At 57.8% G+C, this 20,347-nt stretch carries 21 protein-coding genes; 12 read left to right on the top strand and 9 right to left on the bottom strand.

The features are described from left to right. Positions 1 to 23 precede the first annotated feature (23 nt). Positions 24 to 797, bottom strand: a complete 774-nt coding sequence (locus tag LC354_RS02465) for an aspartyl/asparaginyl beta-hydroxylase domain-containing protein (RefSeq protein WP_223421250.1) — start codon at positions 795 to 797, stop codon at positions 24 to 26. A gap of 286 nt (positions 798 to 1,083) precedes the next feature. On the opposite strand from LC354_RS02465, the gene LC354_RS02460 reads away from it, so the two are divergent. From LC354_RS02460 to LC354_RS02450, 3 genes are all read left to right on the top strand, one after another. Next, positions 1,084 to 2,430: a DUF3300 domain-containing protein gene (locus LC354_RS02460; protein ID WP_223421249.1), complete on the top strand. Its 1,347-nt coding sequence runs from the start codon at positions 1,084 to 1,086 to the stop codon at positions 2,428 to 2,430. Next, positions 2,427 to 3,344 carry a DUF2950 family protein gene (locus LC354_RS02455; RefSeq protein WP_223421248.1) on the top strand — a complete coding sequence of 306 codons (918 nt, stop codon included), beginning with the start codon at positions 2,427 to 2,429 and terminating at the stop codon, positions 3,342 to 3,344. Before LC354_RS02460 ends, LC354_RS02455 begins: the two co-directional genes overlap by 4 nt. 281 nt (positions 3,345 to 3,625) lie before the next feature. After that, positions 3,626 to 3,847 carry a hypothetical protein gene (locus LC354_RS02450; RefSeq protein WP_223421247.1) on the top strand — a complete coding sequence of 74 codons (222 nt, stop codon included), beginning with the start codon at positions 3,626 to 3,628 and terminating at the stop codon, positions 3,845 to 3,847. Between the two features lie 109 nt (positions 3,848 to 3,956). Here LC354_RS02450 and LC354_RS02445 read toward each other — a convergent pair whose 3' ends face one another. From LC354_RS02445 to LC354_RS27645, 3 genes are all read right to left on the bottom strand, one after another. Continuing rightward, entirely contained in the window at positions 3,957 to 4,724 is a 768-nt protein-coding gene (locus LC354_RS02445) for a GntR family transcriptional regulator (RefSeq protein ID WP_317849262.1), read from the bottom strand. An 81-nt stretch (positions 4,725 to 4,805) separates the two neighbouring features. Further along, entirely contained in the window at positions 4,806 to 5,780 is a 975-nt protein-coding gene (locus LC354_RS02440) for a membrane dipeptidase (protein ID WP_223421325.1), read from the bottom strand. Then, positions 5,780 to 5,905, bottom strand: coding sequence for a hypothetical protein (locus tag LC354_RS27645; protein ID WP_263289290.1), 126 nt, complete (start codon positions 5,903 to 5,905; stop codon positions 5,780 to 5,782). Before LC354_RS27645 ends, LC354_RS02440 begins: the two co-directional genes overlap by 1 nt. 635 nt (positions 5,906 to 6,540) lie before the next feature. Between LC354_RS27645 and LC354_RS02435 the strand changes: the two genes are divergently transcribed. From LC354_RS02435 to LC354_RS02405, 7 genes are all read left to right on the top strand, one after another. Next, positions 6,541 to 7,656 (top strand): PucR family transcriptional regulator, encoded by a 1,116-nt coding sequence (locus tag LC354_RS02435; protein ID WP_223421246.1) that lies wholly within the window; start codon positions 6,541 to 6,543, stop codon positions 7,654 to 7,656. A 224-nt stretch (positions 7,657 to 7,880) separates the two neighbouring features. Next, a complete protein-coding gene (locus LC354_RS02430) occupies positions 7,881 to 8,840 on the top strand; it encodes a DNA cytosine methyltransferase (RefSeq protein ID WP_223421245.1) in 960 nt (319 codons plus the stop codon). Between the two features lie 18 nt (positions 8,841 to 8,858). Continuing rightward, positions 8,859 to 9,761 carry a NaeI family type II restriction endonuclease gene (locus LC354_RS02425; protein WP_223421244.1) on the top strand — a complete coding sequence of 301 codons (903 nt, stop codon included), beginning with the start codon at positions 8,859 to 8,861 and terminating at the stop codon, positions 9,759 to 9,761. Positions 9,762 to 9,854: 93 nt separating this feature from the next. Further along, on the top strand, positions 9,855 to 10,085 hold the full coding sequence (nrtS, locus tag LC354_RS02420) for a nitrate/nitrite transporter NrtS (protein ID WP_223421243.1): 231 nt from the start codon (positions 9,855 to 9,857) through the stop codon (positions 10,083 to 10,085). A gap of 716 nt (positions 10,086 to 10,801) precedes the next feature. Further along, a complete protein-coding gene (locus LC354_RS02415; RefSeq protein WP_223421242.1) occupies positions 10,802 to 11,032 on the top strand; it encodes a hypothetical protein in 231 nt (76 codons plus the stop codon). Positions 11,033 to 11,491: 459 nt separating this feature from the next. Next, positions 11,492 to 12,322, top strand: coding sequence for a polyphosphate kinase 2 (gene ppk2, locus LC354_RS02410; RefSeq protein ID WP_223421324.1), 831 nt, complete (start codon positions 11,492 to 11,494; stop codon positions 12,320 to 12,322). A gap of 16 nt (positions 12,323 to 12,338) precedes the next feature. Further along, a complete protein-coding gene (locus LC354_RS02405) occupies positions 12,339 to 12,575 on the top strand; it encodes a YdcH family protein (RefSeq protein WP_223421241.1) in 237 nt (78 codons plus the stop codon). An 81-nt stretch (positions 12,576 to 12,656) separates the two neighbouring features. On the opposite strand, the gene LC354_RS02400 is transcribed toward LC354_RS02405, so the two are convergent. After that, positions 12,657 to 14,276 carry a long-chain fatty acid--CoA ligase gene (locus tag LC354_RS02400; protein WP_223421240.1) on the bottom strand — a complete coding sequence of 540 codons (1,620 nt, stop codon included), beginning with the start codon at positions 14,274 to 14,276 and terminating at the stop codon, positions 12,657 to 12,659. 135 nt (positions 14,277 to 14,411) lie between these two features. Between LC354_RS02400 and LC354_RS02395 the strand changes: the two genes are divergently transcribed. After that, entirely contained in the window at positions 14,412 to 14,888 is a 477-nt protein-coding gene (locus LC354_RS02395) for an acyl-CoA thioesterase (protein WP_223421239.1), read from the top strand. 142 nt (positions 14,889 to 15,030) lie between these two features. Here LC354_RS02395 and pgi read toward each other — a convergent pair whose 3' ends face one another. The 3 genes from pgi to zwf are packed head-to-tail and all read right to left on the bottom strand — an operon-like array spanning position 15,031 to position 18,730. Further along, entirely contained in the window at positions 15,031 to 16,608 is a 1,578-nt protein-coding gene (pgi, locus tag LC354_RS02390) for a glucose-6-phosphate isomerase (RefSeq protein ID WP_223421238.1), read from the bottom strand. 5 nt (positions 16,609 to 16,613) lie between these two features. Continuing rightward, positions 16,614 to 17,282: a 6-phosphogluconolactonase gene (gene pgl, locus LC354_RS02385; protein WP_223421237.1), complete on the bottom strand. Its 669-nt coding sequence runs from the start codon at positions 17,280 to 17,282 to the stop codon at positions 16,614 to 16,616. Then, a complete protein-coding gene (zwf, locus tag LC354_RS02380; RefSeq protein WP_223421236.1) occupies positions 17,279 to 18,730 on the bottom strand; it encodes a glucose-6-phosphate dehydrogenase in 1,452 nt (483 codons plus the stop codon). The genes pgl and zwf overlap by 4 nt, the downstream gene beginning before the upstream one ends. Positions 18,731 to 18,940: 210 nt before the next feature. Between zwf and LC354_RS02375 the strand changes: the two genes are divergently transcribed. Continuing rightward, entirely contained in the window at positions 18,941 to 19,888 is a 948-nt protein-coding gene (locus LC354_RS02375; protein ID WP_223421235.1) for a radical SAM protein, read from the top strand. A gap of 102 nt (positions 19,889 to 19,990) precedes the next feature. Here the strand turns inward: LC354_RS02375 and LC354_RS02370 are convergent, their stop codons facing one another. After that, positions 19,991 to 20,260, bottom strand: coding sequence for an usg protein (locus LC354_RS02370; protein WP_223421234.1), 270 nt, complete (start codon positions 20,258 to 20,260; stop codon positions 19,991 to 19,993). Between the last annotated feature and the right edge of the window lie 87 nt (positions 20,261 to 20,347).

Here is a 20,347-nt window from a genome sequence, read left to right as displayed (position 1 = left end):
AGCTTCGGTCATGGCACGAGACTTCACTCGTCGGCTTTTTCAAATTTCCGGAATGTGTCTTCCCAATCGCCCAACTGACGCCGCGCATTCCCAACAAAGGACGTGCGTCGGATGGCCTGGAAAAACAACGATGCCACGACGTTGCCGGGAAACCGTAGAGGCCTGTCAAACTGAACCAACAGGATGACCCGCTCATCGTCTGTCCGGTTCCAGGTCTCGTGTTGCTTGGTGTCATCAAACACAAAGCCTTCACCATCTTGCCAATGTACGATCTCGTTTTCGACGCGGATGGCGCAATTTGCGGTATCCTTCGGTACTTTCAAGCCGAGGTGAAACACGCACATGCCCGCGGTCACGCCCTTGTGCGGAGGAATGGCCATGCCCGGTGCATGAATGGAAAACATCGCGGTGCGCAGTCCGGGCACATTTTTCAGGGCCGCTGTCGTCTGCGGGCAGCGCGCGCAGTTCTGATCAACGCGAAATCCGTAACCCCACAGAAAGAAAGACCGCCATTTATTCTGATCATCCAAGCCTTTGTGATCCGGAGATATCTGCGCCAGTGGCGGGATCCCTTCGCGGTTTTTCAACACCGCCAGTGCCTCGTCCCGAATGGCTTCCCAATTGGCCTCCAGAGCATCGATCCATTCAAAGTTTGACCGGTCGAACACTGCGGCGTCACCAACCTTGGAGTGGCGTTTGATATACGGATTGATCCATTTGCGTTGGCGTTTGCCAAAACGCACAAACCATGAATTTACTGGCTTTTTACGCGGCGCGGCGGTTGTTGTCTGGCTCATACAAACAATGCTCTGAAAAAGGAATTGGGGCGCGATCAACGAAACATCGCACAGTCAGAAAAAATTGTAAACGCCACACACAGCGCGTGAACTGCCACCTCTGATTGCAGAGCAGGATTGGCATCTGCGCGCGCCGTTCCCTTTGAAACGGTTGCACTCTGCAATACGGAAAATCGGTCATTCATGGGCACACGGTCAGTGAACTCTGGAAGTCATTCATGGAACTTACCTGTTGCATCCTTCCATGGGCATAATACACTTTGCGTACAAAGCAGGGAGCTGACAATTGAACAATCCATGGACATCCGCTGCATTGATGCTTGCCATTGCAACCTTTCCGCTGACCCCGGCGATTGCACAGCAGGCCGACAGTGCAAGTGCCGAGACCACAGCGGACGCTGAAACGGAAACGGCCGAAGACACCCTTCTGACAAACGACGAACTGGACGAGCTGGTCGCTCCGGTTGCGCTGTTTCCGGACACTCTTTTGATCCAGGTATTGGTTGCAGCGACCTATCCTCTCGACGTCGTCAAGGCCCAGCAGTGGCTCGAAGACAACGAAGGGTTGAGCCAGGACGAGATTTCCGCAGCCGTCGCCGCCGAAGACTGGGACCCCAGTGTTCAGATCCTGACGGAAGCGTTTCCGGACGTTCTGACCCGCATGGCGGACAACCTCGACTGGACCGAGCTTGCAGGCTCGGCCATGTTGGTGCAATCCGAAGACGTGATGGCCTCTGTCCAGCGCATGCGCGAAACCGCGATCGAAGTCGGTAGCCTTCAGGACACCCCCGAACAGGTCGTCGCGCGCGATGAAACCGAAGCTGTGACGATCCTGCCCGCGGACCCGGAAGTCATCTATGTTCCGCAATACAACACCGAAACCGTCTATGTCAGCAATCCCGACACCAACAACAACAACGATGCATTGCTGTTCTTCGGCTCGGCGATCCTGATCGCGGCCATCGTCGACAACAACAACAACGATTATTGGGGCGGCTACTGGGGATGCAGAAACTGCGGCGGCTGGAATGGTCGTCCGGTCCACTACCGGGGCGGCGACATCGACATCAATGGCAACGTTAACATCGGCAATAGCGTAAATATCGGCAATCAATGGAAGCCGAACAATGTGCGCCGTGATCGGGGCAAGGATCAAATTCGTGATCATAAGGACCGCGGCGGCTTGAACAACCGTACAGGCAATCGGCCCAGTACAATGCCCGCTCTGACTGACAGAAATCCATCGCGCGGCGATCAGATGCGGCGTGATCTTGGCGCGCAAACAGGTGCCCGCGACATCAGCCGCCCCGAAAACCGGGCGGCAGCCCAGCAAATCTCGCGGGATCGCCCTCAAACCCGAGACATCGCCCGTGATCGCCCTCAAACGCGCGACGTTGCCCGCGATCGGCCCCAGAATGCGGGCGTCGCAAAACGCCCCGCAGCCACCAAAAAGAAAGCGATTGCACCCGCAAAAGCGAAACCGGCTGTAAAGCAGCGGGCGGCTGCACCAAAACAACGCAAGCAGGTTCAGCATTCTGCCGTGAAACGCAATCAAAGCGGCCATGGTGCCAGGAAATCAGCCTCCAGAGGGGGCAACCACAGAGCAAAAGGCGGCGGAAGAGGAAGCAGATGATGGTTGTTAAGAAAATGAAAGCGATCACACTCGCTGGTCTTCTCGTCGTCGGAAACGCGGCCTTTGCGAATGTCGATGGTCAACAGACCGGATATGCAACAACTGAAGCGCTGGCCAATGCGTTGGCCTCTGCGATCCGGACGCAATCCGCCGAACAGATGGAATCTCTGTTCGGGTCTGAGGCTGTTGAGATCATGCCATCAGGGGAGACCTTCGAAGAGCGCCTGATCCTGCAAAGCTTTATCGATGCCTTCGACCAAGAGCATTTCGTTCAGGAAATCTATGGTCAATACGGTGTTTTGCTGATCGGAGAGGACAATTGGGCCTTTCCGATGCCGATGATACGCGGCGAAGACGGGTTGTGGATCTTTGACGTCGAAGAAGGCCTGCAAGAGATGGTACATCGCGCAATCGGGCGCAATGAGCTTGAAACGGTCGAAGTTCTCAAAAGCTATGTCGCGGCTCAGGCGGAGTACAAGCGTACCGATTGGGACGGCGATGGCGTGCTTGAATTCGCCACCGCCGTGATCTCTGACGAGGGTCAAAAGAACGGGTTGTACTGGCCCGGAGACGACAGCCCCGCGGGAGAATTGTTCGCCCGTGCATCAGCCAATGGCTACGTGGCGGATGGCGAAGAGCAAGGTCCAGAACCCTACGAAGGCTATATCTATCGCATGTTTTCCAGCCAAACTGATGCAGCCCCCGGTGGCGCGATGGATTACTTCGTCAATGGCCATCAAATCGCCGGCCATGCCGCGCTTGCCGTTCCGGCGGAATATGGCGTAACCGGCATCATGAGCTTCATGGTCTCCGAAAACGGTATCATCCTCGAAAAGGATCTTGGCGAGGACGGTCTCGAACTCAGTTACGATATGGAAAGCTTCGATCCTGGCGAGGGCTGGGTTCCGTTTTAGACAACACCGATGTGGCCTTTATCCGCGTAAGGACAGCAAGGGCAAACCGGTTCGCTACGAAGAGTAAGAAAGAGCCTCTCATCTTGTTATGGGAGGCTTTTTTGCGCTGATCATCACGGCATTACGGATGTCAGCCCAGCACGCCACACAGATATCTTGTTATGGAAATTGCGCAGCGTTCCCCCAGAATATCGGCCTGGTGCGTGACCGCCTCACTGCGATGGGCGCTGCCTCACTCCGTCCAGCGCGGCGGGTCATTCCGTCTCAGCCGCTCGAAGGAAATGAACAAAGGGGTCAATCCAACAGGAAGGGTGTTTGGCAAAACGGTATCCGGAGCCATTGCCCCTGCCCCATCAATGCAAGACCTCGCCGAGACACGTGCCGAATGTGGCGCTCATAGTGTGGCGATGACGCGCCTGCGCAAGGGCGCTCGGGTTGTCGCCTTCTGCGACACCAGCGCGGTCACCGATCACCGGATCGGGGATTATGTTGCGACCCTATAAAGCCACCCGGAGATGACGGCGGCTTGATCTACGGCTGATGGGCCAAGCCGCACACGGGCATCGGGGCGCGGACCGGGCCGCGACAATTGCGCGGTTTTTGGAGATACGATCAGTCGGCTGACGCGATCAGATCCATCACGGTTTCACGGTCATAATTGAAGTGTTCCTGCATAGCCGCCGCCGCTGCTTCGGGCTTGGATCCGATGATGAGATCGGCAATTGCCACGTGATCCTTGGCGGATGATTGCGAGGCTCCGGGATGGCGGTAGCGCATGCGGTAATAGGCCGTCAGCTTGCGGGCATTGGTCTTGATCATCTGCATCAGCAGATCGTTGCGCGCGGCCTGTGCGATGGTTTCGTGAAACCGCGTGTTCAGCTGATAATACCCAGCCGGATCCGTGTTACCATACTCTGCCGCATGTGTGCCGCACGCACCAACCACGGACAGCAATTCGGCCTTTAACGTGTCCGTTATCCGTTGCGCTGCCAATCCGGCGGCAAAGCTTTCGAGATTGGCGTGCACCTCAAGGATCGTCAGAAACTCGGCGACGGTCGGCTGAAAAATGACAGCGCCTTTGCGCGGGTCTCGCTGCACGAGCCCGTCCGCTTCGAGGCGTATCAACGCGTCGTGCACCTGTGTCTGCGACACGCCGCACACCTGCATCATTTCCTTTTCGTCGATCGCGCGGCCGGGAAGTGCGTCTCCCGCATCAATTTGCGCGATGATATAATCGACAACTGCGTCTGGCTCTCCTGCCATATTGCTCCCCTGCATCGCTTCGATCAGTTCATATCCATTCGCATGGGAATGAGCCAGCCTGTAGCATTTCGTCGACAGGGCGCACAGCGGTGCCAACCTCGTCAGATCATCAGGCACTTGCCGATACTTCAACGTGCGGCACAGCAATCATACCCCATTCAGGACCGACCTCTCGGGTTCCTTGGCGTGTCTCTCGCACTATGAACCTGGCGTGAAACCTTTCGCGTAGAACCGGTGCCAGTTGTCGCCCATAATGCCCGCGACCTCCGCGTCGCTCAATCCCGTTGCGCGCAAGCCCGCCTCAATGGAGTCAAAGTCGCGATTGTCGTTGAACCAGGACGGCATCGGCGGAAAGCCCGGCGCAGAGGCCGACCCTTCACCATAATCAATCTCTTTGCTCCAACGTCCCACCCGCATCCATTCGACCACGCTGTCGGGCTGATCCTGGCACAGGTCCGTTCCGATCCCGAAATGGCGGGCACCGAATTTCTCGACCGTGCGAGCAATCATCTCGCAAAAGCTTTGCAGCGTGCAGTCGGATTTATCCCTGAGATGATGGGGATAGACAGAAAAACCCAGCATGCCACCGTTTTCCGTCACCGCGCGAATGACGTCGTCTTTCTTGTTGCGCAGCGCCGGTGACCATTCATAGGGGTTGGCATGGGTGATCGCGATGGGGCGTTCGGAAATGTCCGCCGCCTCGATCGTCGAACGATCCGCCGAATGGCTCATGTCGATCACCAATCCAACGCGGTTCATTTCCTTGATCACCTGACGCCCCATCCGGGTGATGCCGGTATCTTCGGCCTCGTAGCAGCCCGTCGCCAGCAATGACTGGTTGTTATAGGTCAGCTGCATGAACCGCGCGCCCAGCGTATGCACGATCTCCACCAGCCCGATGTCGTCTTCGATGGGGCTGGGGTTCTGAAACCCGAAGAAAATCGCCGTTCGGCCGGTTTCGCGCGCGATATTCACATCGTCGGCCCATTGGCCCTTCATGATCAAGTCTGGGTACTCCTCGAACCAACGGTTCCACCGCTCGAAATTCAGTACCGTTTCGCGGAAATTCTCATGATAGGCGATTGTCACATGCACCGCATCGACGCCACCCTCACGCATCTGGCGAAAGATCTTCTCAGACCAGTTTGCATATTGCAGATTGTCGATGCGCATCATGACGACGTGACCGTTGCGATATCGGCGGACCTTGGGATGGCCTCAAACTCCGCCACTATACGGCCTGCACGGCCGAAGATGCGCGGCATCCGTGCTTTGGCGGTATCTTTCGTTTCTCGCATGATCTCATCCTTCACCCACGCGGCACAAGCGCGCCAAAACAAGTTACCGTAATTCTCCCCGTAGGGCATGCGGAATGAACCATGTTTTCACAAAGCGCGTTTGAATTTTCGTCGCACCGACAGACCCCGTTTCGCGCGTCCTTCTGGCAACCAATGTCCCGAACTTCTATGGCCACGGCATCAAACCTGTCATGCCACCAGACATCAAGCGCAACGTTCCGTGTCCGTCGCAGCGCACAAATAGCATGGAATTGGACCCATCTGCCATTTTCGGCCTGGCGACAGACGATAAAGATTGCGCGATAATGTCGTGCGCGGATCGCATATCCGACCACATGGACGTCTCCATCATCGTTTTTCCATGGCCGACTATGGCAACTCCGACTGGTCGCGCTACCTCATTTAACAATTCAATGGGATGTGAAATGCTCTGCGGTAACCCCGTATCAATACTTAACACTTGATACCGTAATGCAAAATTGACATTCTGATACCAAGGTTGAGTCTGCAATGTGCGCGGATGTGGAGTCGCGGGATAATTACCCGCCTTGGCCATACAGGCTGCGGATTTCCGCGGTCAAAACGGCACGTCGCCTTTTACGGCGGTCCGGCAACTTAACTTCGGTGGAGGCACCATGACAAAGGTAATTACGCGGTATTTCGATAGCGCCAAACAAGCACGTATGGTCGTACAAGAGCTTGTGCGCCAAAGACGATTTTCCCGCAAAATCATAGACTTGTTTGAAACTGCGGACGGGCTGACAGAAACACTCACCGCCGCGCATGTCCATCCCGACACAGCGAAAGCCTATGAGAAACATATGGCGAGCGGCGGTGCCGTACTGCTGGTCAAGGCGGGGTACAAACCCTTGGGCGTCGCCGGGACAACCCGTGAAGTCACGGCTGACATGGGCGCAAAGGACCTTGGCGATCTCGTAGAAGAGGTCGAAGTGGCGGATCCCCCTGTCCCGTCCCGGTCGCTCAGTGTTCTGGAGGGAGCGCCGCTTATCCTGACACGGCAGCGTGACCCTCATTCTACGAACTACCACATGGCCGACTGGCCGATTCCACTGATCAGTCGCCGCAAGCCTTTCAACGAAATGCTGTTCGATCCGCATGCGCGCATGGCAGACATGATCCTTCCGCTGATCAGCCGTCGCAAGCCCAAGGATAATTTCGCCTTTCCGCGCCATGCCCGGATGGCAAATTTCCCGATCCCGCTGATCAGCCGTCGCAAGCCCAAGGACAAGTTTGCCTTCCCACGGCACGCACGAATGGCAAATTTCCCGATCCCGTTGCTCAGCAAGCGCAAGCCTTACACCAAGTCCATCATCCCGCGTCACGCGCGCATGGCAACCGTGCCTTTCCCCTTGTTGATCAACGGCAAAACAGACAATTCCCTGATCCCCGGCGGGCCACGCATGGCCAATTTTCCGATCCCCTTGATCAGCAAACGCGAGCCTGCGGACAAATTTGCCTTCCCGCGGCATGCCCGCATGGCCAATTCCCCAATTCCCTTGCTGAGCAGCCGCAAACCCTACACCAAGTCCATCGTGCCGAAGCACGGGCACATGGCAGATTTCGGATTGCCGCTGGTGATCAAGCACGGTCTCGATCCCAACACGGAGCCTTCGGAATTCTCGCTCTCCAAGGCGTTGGGAATAGCAAAATATAGCGAGGAAGGAAGCACCAGCACTTCAACGTTCTCGTTCTCGAAAATGATGGGATGGCCGACAACCATTCGGCGCTAATCATCCTCGGTACAGTTGCACGAATACCGACAAAGCCACCCGCGTCAAACCGGGTGGCTTTGTTTTTTGACCGGGCCACGATTCTCTGCGTTTCAAAACCCCCGCTTTTGTCTTGCCCGACACGTGACCACCCGCTAGAACAGACAAAGAACAAAAAACGCTGTAACAGGCCGGAGCCGGGTTGGCCGGTCCCAGAGGCGATACAGGGCACAAGGGCAGGCTGAATGCTGACATCCGTTGAACTTTGCGCCGGTGCCGGTGGTCAGGCGCTAGGGCTGGAGCATGCGGGCTTTGCCCATACGGCACTTGTCGAAATCGACAAGCATTGCTGCAATACGCTGCGCCACAACCGTCCGAACTGGAACGTGATTGAACAGGATCTGCGCCTGTTCAAGGACGATGCGGCGGCTTATCGCGGCATGGATCTGTTGGCCGGCGGACTCCCCTGCCCGCCCTTCTCGATTGCCGGAAAACAATTGGGCGAAAAGGACGAGCGCAACCTGTTTAACGACGCAATTGATATCATAGACGCTGCGCGCCCACGCGCGGTTATGATCGAAAATGTCCGTGGATTCTTGGGCGCTGTCTTTCACGATTATCGCGAGCGGCTGAAAACCCAACTGGACAAGCTCGGCTACAAAACGGATTGGCGTTTGCTGAACGCCTCTGATTTTGGCGTGCCACAGTTGCGCCCCCGCGTGGTCATCGTGGCGGTTGAGCATCGCCGTGCGGAGCATTTTGACTGGCCCGAACCAAATCCCCACAACCCGCCGACGGTTGGTGAAACACTGCATGATCTGATGGCCGCGGGCGGATGGCCCGGCGCGCGATCCTGGGCTGACAAGGCGGACGAGATTGCCCCGACCATCGTGGGCGGCTCCAAAAAGCATGGCGGCCCCGATCTGGGCCCCACCCGCGCCCGCGCGGCATGGGCCACGCTCGGCGTTGAGGGGCGCACCGTTGCGCCAGAACCACCGGATCCGTTCCACCAGGGCATGCCCCGACTGACCGTGCCGATGGTTGCACGCATTCAAGGCTTTCCCGATGACTGGCATTTTACCGGTGCCAAAACCAACGCCTATCGGCAGGTGGGCAACGCGTTTCCGCCACCTGTGGCACAGGCCGTTTCGACGCAGATCGCCAAGGTTTTGCGCAAACGGGTGCTGCGCGCCGTCAGTGGATGATGCAGGTCTGAGGCGCAGATGAAAGCCTCTGTTCCGGACAGCCGTGTCGGACCGGGTCACCCGGACCACACCCTGTTGAGCGAAATCGCATCTGACATCCACAAACGTGCAGGCGGTGCCGCGTCGCTTGCAATTGAATTTGCGCATATTCTGCGGCACTGCATCGATGATGTGATCATGACGCCCAAGACCGGGCGGCGATCTTATGATGAGCTGGAAAAGACGGAAAAGACCTATATCGGCACGCGCGTCGAGATTGAACTGCGGGCGCTGTTGAGTCTGCCCAAAGGCAAGCTGGACACCGTGATCAAGGGTCATGACGTCGATATCAAGAACACCATGGGCAGCAACTGGATGATCCCGACCGAAGCGGTCGACCAGCCTTGCATCCTGGTTGCGGCGGATGAAGTGCGGGCAAAATGCTATCTGGGCCTGATCGTCGCGCGGCCCGCCTACCTGACCCAAGGCCAGAACAAGGATGCGAAAAAAACCGTTTCAGCGCAGGGCTTTGAAAACATCCTCTGGCTGTTGCGGGACCATCCCTATCCGCCGAATTTCTGGCGCACCGTTCCCGCAGACGTGACCCAGCGCATTTTCGCGGGCAAGACGGGTAATGCGCGCATGGCCGCATTGTTTCGCGAAATACAAGGCGTCGCCATCACCCGCGACGTTGTCGAGGCTGTGGCCCAGCAACGTGACTTCATGCGGCGTATCCGGTCGGACAATGGGCGCGGCACCCGCGATCATCTGGCCCGCGAAGGCGTATTGCTGCTGTCTGGTCATTACGACGCGCCGTTGATTGCCGCACTCGGGCTGCCCGCCTGCGCCGCAAGTGAATTCGTGTCCTATCGCCCGTGCGATGCCACTGAGTGCGCTCTTGCCGCAGAGCACGGTCTGGCTGTGGTCGCGTCGAACAGATGAATATGCCTGCATGCCACGCTTTCCTGCACGGCCGAGAACCTGCTTGCAATCACACAGCCGACGCAGCACGGTCCTGGCAACAAGGACCATCTAATGCCCAATACATACTCATTCTGGCGTGTCGCCACAGAAGCAAGCGTCATAAAACGCGCGATCAGGATTGCGCTGATCGTCGGGACCGTCATTGCGATCATCAATCACGGCGACCGGATGGTGCAGGGCACGATGGATGCAGCAGCCTGGTTGAAGTGCCTCCTCACCTTTCTTGTGCCTTACGCGGTTTCTACCTATTCGTCGGTCATGGCCGTACGCGATCGGATGTAAACCCTCGAGGACGCCTGAACCGTTAAGATCCTCTTTGTGATGCATGATCAGTTCCCGTGTAATCACCTCAGCTGTGCGAGCCATTGGCATGTCCTGCCATCTGATCGGCAAAACGTCTTGAAGGCGGATGTAGAGTGCACTGCGCGCCTTGTGCTGCATCCCGCCAGAATCATCGGCGACCGACAGTCTGAATACGCCTTTGATCCCTGGATCCGCGATGACGGGTTGTGGGCCGAAGGGCCGGACGCCCCTAACGATGAGAGAAGAAGCTTTTAAAGCGAATATCTCACGTCCAAAGGCTATGACGAAGCGACCCCTTGGGCGGATGATGCCAATGCAGGCATGAGGGACAACCAAATCGCGTCGGGCTGGATATTCGACAATAGCAGCCTGCGCAAATATGCGTGAGGAAGACAACAAACGCCTTTGCTGACCACTGAGGCGATCGAGTTCACAAACAAGACGGCTGGCCCATGATGTGCACGTTCAAGTTGCATCAAACCGCACTGCCGTATATTGTGTCACGCCCTTACGCCTTCATGTTTGGCGGTCCGACCTCCCAACCGTTCGAGTGCAGAGCGTCAAGTCGCGCATCAGGTGTTTGATGCATTCAAGAATAGCCCGGTCGGTCGCGCATTTCAGAATCATGGGGTTTCTCTGGGCGACCACTGACCGAGCGAAAACACCTGTTCCATGACCCCCTCGCCAAAGTGTCGATGAACCTGTTTGATCACCATACGGATGCGGATAGCAACCGGGACACGGTTTGTAACGCACTGTTGGTCTCCATTGATCTCGCAGCAACATTCATCGAAGCCGCCAGTCGCTTTATGCCGGATCATATCGTCGAGAGATGCAGCCTCGTGCCGTGGCTAAACGAGGAAACGCCCGTTTGGCGCCACTATGTTATCTCCGAATTGATTTTTCAGTCCGATCTGTTGCAGTAAAGCTGATGCACTGGGATGCCCCTGGCCTGCGCGCGATGCTGTGCGATCTGCAAACCAATCCAGAAGAGCGGATTGATCCGCCCTGGGGGGCACTCATCAGGCAGATATTGACCCGGTTCACCAGGCATCTTAATCAGTGGCGTCTACGCATGTCGCAACGGGTCACCAAACCGACGAGGCCGGGCAGCCATGCGAAAGCGCGTCCATCCGAAAGGGCGCTTTGGCCTTCCTGAAAGGCGGCTCCAAAGTCAACGCGCAATCGACCCGCAAATATTGCGATGCGACATGGTAAAACTACCTGAAGCACAAAGACTGACCACATCTGCGCAAAGCCTTGATACAAGTCAAAGAAAGCAGTTCTCGATCGTGACACAATGTCTCAAGCAAATTGGAGGCACCATGCAAAGCACCGCCGAGACGAAAACACCCCCCGTCGCAGAAGAAACCACCTGCAATATTATGGCCTTTGAGCAAGGTCAGTATCCCTATGCAAACCGGTTGAGCCGGTCCGAATACGAAAAGGAAAAGGCGGCGCTGCAAGTTGAGCTTTTGAAGGTTCAGCAGTGGGCGAATGATACAGATCAGAAATTCGTCTTGCTATTTGAAGGCCGTGACGCGGCCGGCAAAGGTGGCACGATCAAGCGGTTTACAGAGCACCTGAACCCGCGCGAAGCGCGCGTCGTGGCCCTGAACAAACCCACAGACGAAGAACGCGGGCAGTGGTTTTTCCAACGCTACGTCAAACATTTGCCGACGGCAGGGGAGATCGTGCTTTATGACCGGTCATGGTATAACCGTGCCGGCGTTGAGCGGGTCATGGATTTTTGCGAGCCCGGTGAATATCTCGAATTCATGCGCCAGACCCCCGAGTTCGAACGGATGCTGGTGCGCAGTGGGATAAAACTCTTCAAGTACTGGTTTTCGGTCACCCGCGATGAACAGTCGCGCCGCTTTGAGGCCCGCAAGACCGACCCGCTGAAACAGTGGAAACTGTCGCCGATTGATCGCGCAAGCCTCGACAAATGGGACGATTACACCGAAGCCAAAGAGGCGATGTTCTTTTACACCAACACCGCCGACGCACCTTGGACGGTCATCCGGTCGGATGATAAAAAACGTGCCCGGCTCAATTGCATGCGACACTTTCTGTCCACTTTGGACTATCCGGATAAGGACTTGAGCGTCGCAACACCGGCTGACCCGAACATCGTGCATCAGGCCGATCACGTGGTTCACAGTGCGGACCACATTCTTGCGGCTTCGCTGCACCCAAAATCAAGACGCAGCTGAAAAAAGGACACCCAGCATGAGCCATACGCCACACGAACTCGCCAGCGATTTTCCCGAACATGCCGACGAGATCAGCAAACGCCGCCAAAGTGACGCACACTTTGCACGGCTTGTTGATGAGTATCACACGATCAACCGCGAGGTGCACCGCGCCGAAACGGACGTCGAGCCTACATCAGACGATCACCTCACCGAGATGCGGCGCAAGCGGATCGCCCTCAAGGATGAGATTTACGGTCTTTTGACCGCGTAACGCCAAACAGGCGCGCCAACCGGACATCTCCGGTTGGTGCTTCTTGGTTCAGGGGGCAGGCGTTCGCCCCGAACGACCGCCCTACCCGATCAGGACCTCGCCGAATTTTTCACGCAGATTGCGCTTCAGCACCTTGCCCGTCGCGTTTCGTGGCAGCACATCCATGAACACCACGCGATCCGGAATCTGCCATTTGGCGATTTTGCCCTCAAAGATCGACAAAACCTCTTGCTCGCTCGGCGACTGCCCCTCTGCGGCGACTGCCACCAACACGGGCCGTTCGTCCCATTTTTCGTGCCGCGCGCCAATCACGGCTGCATCGGCCAGGGCCGGGTGCGCAACGGCGATGTTTTCAAGATCCACTGACGAAATCCACTCACCGCCCGATTTGATAATATCCTTGGACCGGTCCTTGATCGACAGATACCCGTCAGCGTCCAGTGTCGCCACATCGCCCGTGTGAAACCACCCGTCGGTCAGGGTTTCTTCGCGGGTCTTGTGGAAGTAACTGTCGAGTATCCAATGCCCGCGCACCATCAGATCCCCTTGGGCAATCCCATCGCGCGGCAGTTCGGCACCGTCCGGATCTACAATCTTCAACTCGACACCCCATGGCGGGCGCCCCTGGTTTTCGCGCTTTGCGTGCTGTTCCTCGATCGGCAAGTCGAAATGTTTGGCCAGCGGCTGGTTGGACGATCCCAAGGGCGACATTTCCGTCATGCCCCAGGCATGGATCACTTCAACGCCGTATTGCTCGCGGAACGTGGTCATCATGGATGGCGGGCAAGCCGACCCGCCGACAACGGTGCGCTCAAGACTTTCCAGCATCGAGCTGGATTTAGCGGCCTCGCCCAACAACCCTTGCCAGATGGTCGGCACACCCAGCGCAATGTTGACGCGGTACGTATCGATCAACCCGACCAACGACGGTCCATCAAGGCCCGGGCCCGGCATTACCAGACGCGCGCCGACCATGGCGCAGGCATAGGGCGTGCCCCATGCGTTCACATGGAACATCGGCACCACGGGCAACACGATGTCGCGCGCCGAATAGCCGATACAGTCGCGGGTGTTGGACGCATAAGAGTGCAAAACGGTCGAACGATGCGAATACAGCACACCTTTGGGGTTGCCCGTCGTCCCGGACGTATAGCACAGCGACGAGGCCGTATTTTCGTCAAATTCGGGCCATGGCGCGTCCGGATCACCGGTCTCGATCAGTTCGTCATAGAATTCCAAACCCTCGATCTCGGCTGCGGCATCGGCATCCCGTGCGCCCATCAGAACAATGTGTTTCACACCCGGCAACTTGCTCCGAATCGCCTTCACCAGCGGGATGAATGTGTGATCGATGAACAACACCTCATCCTCGGCATGATTGATGATATAGACCAACTGTTCGGGAAAGAGGCGCGGGTTGATGGTGTGACAGACAAAACCAGCTCCCGGTGCCCCGAAATAGATCTCCAGATGGCGTCGATTGTTCCACGCAATGGTGGCACAACGCGCCTGTGGCCGCAGACCCAGCTTTTTCAAAGCGTCGCCCAGACGATGCGCATTCGCCGCAACCGAGCCCCAGGTCACGTTTTCAACGCCACCACCGGTATTGACCGATACGATCTCGGTCTCCCGGTGGAACCGGGCCGCGTGATCCACCAAAGATCCGATCGTCAGCGGGAAATTCATCATTTGGCCAAGCATCGGGTGCCTCCTAAAGTTATCTCGGAGGCACGGCTTGTCAGCGCACCCTCCCAGATGCATACGTCCTCCCTTGAATCAATCTGCCGATGCGGTCCGGTCCTTGCAAGCCTGCACAGAGCATCGTAGCCATCAAACATGCAATTACCGTTTCATTCTCCCCTCGGCCCGTCCGATCAACGCCGCGCCGGACTGCCTGCCCCTGTCGCTCTCGCGGTTGCCGACCGGGTACACCACGATGAACTGGATGCGCTGATGCACGTCAACAATGTGCGCTACATAGTGTGGTTCGAACGGCTCCGGATCGCCTTCATGGAGCACTACGGCATCGGCACCATCAACGACCCAAACGGTCCTCGGATCGTCATCAGGTCAGCCGAGATTCGCTATCACGCCGAAATGCTGCGCGGCGAGGTTTATGTGACGACCTGCCACTGCACCGCGTTCCGCAACACGTCCATGACTTTACAGCAGGACATCTGGTCAAACGGCACTCTGCGCGCCAGCCTTACCTGCGTCATGGTCCTGCTCAAGCAGGACGGATCAACGCGCAGCGCGATTCCCGCGCCCATCAAAACCGCGCTGATCAAAGATGGGGCGACCCCGCCGGAGTGATCCACCTTCATCTTGCCAAATAAACTCAATCCCCAAGGCCGGACGACCGGCGCAAACGTCTGTCTGGGGGTGAGACAAACGCATCCGCCGAGGGCGGATGCAATCTTCGTGTGCGCCGCAAGGCGCTCCGTTTCAAAGCCTTCTAGCCGCGATGATGATGCAGATAGGCGACAAGGCTTTGGGTGGACGCATCTTTGGATGTGGCTGGCTGCGTGCCTTCGATGATCGGCTGCAAGGCTGTTGCCAATTCCTTGCCCAATTCAACGCCCCACTGATCATAGGAATTGATGCCCAGAATCACGCCCTCCACAAAAACACGGTGTTCATAAAGCGCCACGATCTGGCCCAACGTGAACGGATCCAGCTTGGGATAGACCAAAGTGGTAGACGGGCGGTTCCCCGCAAACACCCGGTGGGCGGCCTGACGCTCCAGTTCCGCGCCACTGAATTTGTCCGCGACCTTTGCCCGGGCCTCATCCAGCGACCGGCCCCGCATCAAGGCTTCCGACTGCGCCAGACAATTGGCCATCAGCAGATCATGGTGATGGGCCAATTCCGGTTCGTGACCCGTCGCTGCGACCATGAACTCGCACGGGATCACCGACGTGCCCTGATGGATCAACTGGTAAAACGCGTGCTGCCCGTTGGTGCCGGGCGCGCCCCAGACCACCGGTCCGCTCTCGATCGTCAGTGCGCTGCCGTCCATGGCGACGGACTTGCCATTTGATTCCATCTCCAACTGCTGCAAATAGGCAGGCAATTGTCCCAAACGCTGGTCGTAGGGCAGCACCGCGCGGCTGGCATAGCCGCAGACCTGACGGTGCCACATGCCGACAAGCGCCAGCATCAGGGGCATGTTTTCTGTCCCCTCAGCAGCGCAGAAGTGGCGATCCATGTCCTGTCCGCCGCGCAGGAAAGCGCGAAAGCCCTCCGGCCCGATGGCAATCATCAGGCTCAGACCAATGGGCCCCCACATGGAGTATCGTCCGCCAACCCAGTCCTCGAAGCCAAAGACGCGCTCGGCCGGTATGCCGAAAGCGGCTGTCTTTTCGAGGCTCGTGGACAGGGCGGCAAACTGCGCCCCGGGATCACCGCCATGATCCGCCATCCACGCCCGCGCCGTGCGGGCATTGGTCATGGTCTCTATGGTGGTAAAGGTTTTCGAGGCCACGATGACAAGCGTGGTTTTCGCATCCAGCCCGCGCAGAACATCGGCAATATGCGCCCCGTCCACGTTCGACACGAAATGGCAGCGCGGACCATCCTGGTAGGCGCTCAGCGCCTGTACGGCCATCGCAGGCCCCAGGTCAGAGCCGCCAATGCCGATATTCACCACATCGGTGATGGCGCTGGCGCGCACATCATCCGCATACGCAGCCATCCGGTCGAGCGTGGAGAGGACCTCCGGCATGACATCGACACCATCTACTAGAACGGGACCGCCATCCAGATTACGCAAGGCGGTGTGCAGAACCGCGCGCCCTTCCGTCTCGTTGATCTCGGCGCCGGCAAACATCGCGTCACGGCGCGCTGCGACATCTGCATTGTCTGCCAGAGCAATCAGCATGTCGCGGGTCGCTGCATCGATATTGGTTTTGGAGTAGTCAAACCGCATGTGCTGCGTTTCAACGGAAAAATCAGCTGCCCGATCCGCATCGAACAAATCCAGAATCGCGCGGTTTTTTACGGCCGCATGCTGTGCCTTCAGGTCATTCCACATGGCTATCACTCCGCCCAATGTACCGTTAATCCGTCCAGCACCGCAGCGATCGGTGCCTCCTGTGGGTCAAGTCCCCGTGCACGCTCCAATGCGTCGCGCTTCTCGGGTCCAAAAATCACAAGATGTTTGGCCATCGCTCCGGCCAGTGCAGGCCCGCTGAAAGAAATCCGAGGCTCCTGCCCCGCCACTGATACAGGCACGACCAGGGGCGCATCATCTGCCAGCATGTCCGCCAGACCCTCGGCTCCGGGAAACAGGGATGCGGTGTGCATGTCTGCCCCCATGCCCAGCAACAACAACGAGATCGGCATCTCGTCCGCCAGTTTTTCAGACAATACCGGGGCGGCACTGTCGGGCGTTTCACCCGGCACATGAAAGGGCACGAACTGCGCCGCTGCGGCCCGGTCTACGAAAAGGCGTTCCTTGAGCAGACGCGCATTGGAGCGTTCGTGGTCCTCCGGCACCCAGCGTTCGTCGCTCAGCATCACATGTACCCGGTCCCATTCCACATCGGCCGCACACAGGACATCGAAAATCGGCCCGGGCGTGGTCCCCCCCGGCACGACAAAAGACGCATGCGAATGGACCAGCAGGCAGTTCTTCAAATCTCCGGCCAGCTCATTAGCCAGATCGATCGCGAGCATTTCGCGATCCGCATATTCGTTCAGTTTCATGGACTTACCTTTCGCCAGACGCGGGTGTCGCGGGCCAGCATCTGCACGGCATCTACCGGCCCGTCGCTGCCGCTTTCATAGAGCTTGGGCACATCGCCGCGCTCTTCCCACCCCTTGATGATCGGATCGGTCCAGGCCCAGGCGGCCTCGACCTCGTCGCCGCGCATGAACAGGGTCTGATTGCCACGGATCACGTCCATGATCAGACGCTCATAGGCATCCGGCGGCGCGTCCGCATCGTCGCCCAATGCCTGCGCAAACGACATATCCAGCGGCACATCGATCAGACGCATACCGCCCGGTCCGGGCTCTTTGATGGTCACACCGAGAGTGATGCCTTCGTTCGGCTGCAAGCGGATCGACAACACGTTGTGATGGTCTTCCTGCTCGCCAAAGATTGAGTGGTTAAGCTCTTTGAAAACAACGGTAATCTCGCTCGATCGCGCCTTGAGGCGCTTGCCTGTCCGCAAATAGAACGGCGTGCCGGCCCATCGCCAGTTCGAAACACCCACCTTCATCGCCACATAGCTTTCCGTGCGCGAACGCGGATCACCGACCGCCTCGCGGTAGCTTGGGCCATCGTCGCTCGCCTCATACTGGCCCCGCACAATATGATGCGGATCCATCTTGTCCAACGCGCGGATCACCTTCAGTTTTTCATCGCGAACCGCGTCAGGGTCGAATTTCGACGGCGGCTCCATCGCGATCAGGCACAGCAACTGCATCAGGTGGTTTTGCACCATGTCCCGCATCGCGCCCGATTTGTCATAATAGTCGCCACGTCCTCCGACACCGACCGTTTCCGCCACGGTGATCTGGATGTGATCCACGTATTGGCTGTTCCACAGCGGCTCGAACAGCATATTGCCAAAGCGGACGGCCATCAGGTTCTGCACCGTCTCCTTGCCCAGATAATGGTCGATCCGGTATATCTGGCTCTCGTCGAAATATGCAGCGAGGTCGCGGTTCAGAGCGCGTGCGCTCTCGAGGTCGCGACCAAAGGGTTTTTCGACGACGATCCGGCTGGCATCGTTGGTCAGCCCGTGGATGTTCAAACGTTCCGCGAGATCCCCGAAAAGGCTCGGTGCAACCGAGAAATAGAAGGCATGCACAACGCCGGGACGCATATGGCTGACCAGATCACTCCAGCCCGACTCGCCACGCGCGTCGATAGGAACATAGTGTAGCCGTTCGACAAATTGCGCGAGGTCTTCATCACCGACGGACCCTTCGGCGCTGAATTCCCGCACCGCGTCCGCCACCATCTCCCGGTATTCCGCACTGTCCATCTCGGCGCGCGCGGCACCGATAATCTGGGCCTCGGGCTGCATCTGACCTGCGCAGAAACGCCGGAACAGCCCCGGCAGGATCTTGCGGCGGGCCAAGTCACCCGTGCCGCCGAAAATGACCAGATCAAAAACGTCTACCGGTATGACACGCGACACCATATGTCTGCTCCTTGTCAAAAATGTTTGCGCAAACATTACCACAGGTACGCCCGGGTACAACAGCACAAACGAGCTTTGCCCGAGCGCGCCGTCAACGCGTTTCAGGCACGGCTCTATCACAAACACGTCAGCCCGTCATCGGCGGCTTTTCACTTGCGGAACTCCGGCTTAGACCTTGGCGTTGCATTCAAAGCCAATACGGATACCTGCATGAAAGATCTCGCCCTCGCCAATTCGGGAAAGTTTCAGGACGCGGAAAGGACCGCCAATGGCGAAGCGCGAGCCAAGGTTTCGCTGACCCGCCCAGAGACGCTTTGGTTCAATACCGGTACCCTGTGCAATATCGAATGCGCCAATTGTTATATTGAAAGCTCGCCCACAAATGATGCGCTGGTCTATCTGGATGCGGCTGACATCGTCCCCTATCTGGACCAACTCGAAGATCGCAATTGGGGCGTGCGCGAGATTGCCTTTACCGGCGGCGAACCCTTCATGAACCCGCAGATGCTCGACATGCTGCATCTGTCGCTGGCGCGCGGCTACGATGTGTTGGTCCTGACCAACGCCATGGCTCCGATGATGCGGCCGAAGGTCAAATCCGGGCTGAAGGATCTGGTGGCGCGGTATGGCGCCAAGCTCACGCTGCGGATCAGCGTCGATCACCACCGGGCCGACATTCACGATGCAGAACGTGGCAAGGGTGCATTTGATAAAACGCTGCGCGGGGTGAACTGGCTTTCATCCATAAATGCGCGACTGGCCGTGGCCGGGCGCGTTGAGATGGCCGAAAGCGAGGCAGAGGCGCGCGCGGGATATGCCGCCCTCTTTGCCGCGCATGGATGGGAGATCGATGCCTTCAATCCGGGCGTGACCGTCCTTTTTCCCGAGATGGATGAAAGCGCGGAGGTGCCGGAGATTACAACCGCCTGCTGGTCCATCCTCAACAAAAGCCCCGATGCCGTCATGTGCGCCACGTCACGGATGGTCGTCAAACGCAAAGGGGCGTCAAAACCGGCCGTTCTGGCCTGCACCCTGTTGCCTTATGACCCAGAGTTCGAATTGGGGACGACGCTGCAACAGGCAGAACGCGACGTCTCTCTCAACCATCCGCATTGCGCCAAGTTCTGTGTGCTGGGCGGCGCAAGCTGTTCCGCTTGATCCGCGACACCCGAAACACCGCCTGGTCACGCACGCCATCCACCGTCATGCATACCTTCGCGTGACTACAGGCACATGTTCTCCGTCGCCGCGGCGCAACCGTCAGTGCAGCGTGAATTCGCCCGTCACGTTGCGCCACTCACCGGCCCGGATCAACTTGCGATGGGTAAATCGGACGGAATGCAACGCGCCCTCGATCTCCGCCTTCCAGAAATCCACGAATTTCAAAAGCGCATCGTGGTCCGGCGCCAGATCGTATTCCTGCCAGATAAACGTGTTCAGAACGTTCGGATAATCCGGCATCCGGTAATAGAATTCCGCAGTGGTCAGCCCATATCCTCGGAGCATGAGTTCGGTCTCGCTTTGGGTCATTTTTGTCCTTCTCCTTCTCGACTCTGCTCTCATCATTCGCAGCAAATTGTAAAAATACAATAAAAACAGTTGATTGGCAGCCTATCG

The organism is Tateyamaria pelophila, from assembly GCF_019966495.1.
Taxonomy (GTDB): domain Bacteria; phylum Pseudomonadota; class Alphaproteobacteria; order Rhodobacterales; family Rhodobacteraceae; genus Tateyamaria; species Tateyamaria pelophila.
Note: the sequence above shows the minus strand (reverse complement) of the source record. Positions and strands in the feature narration are given on the sequence as shown.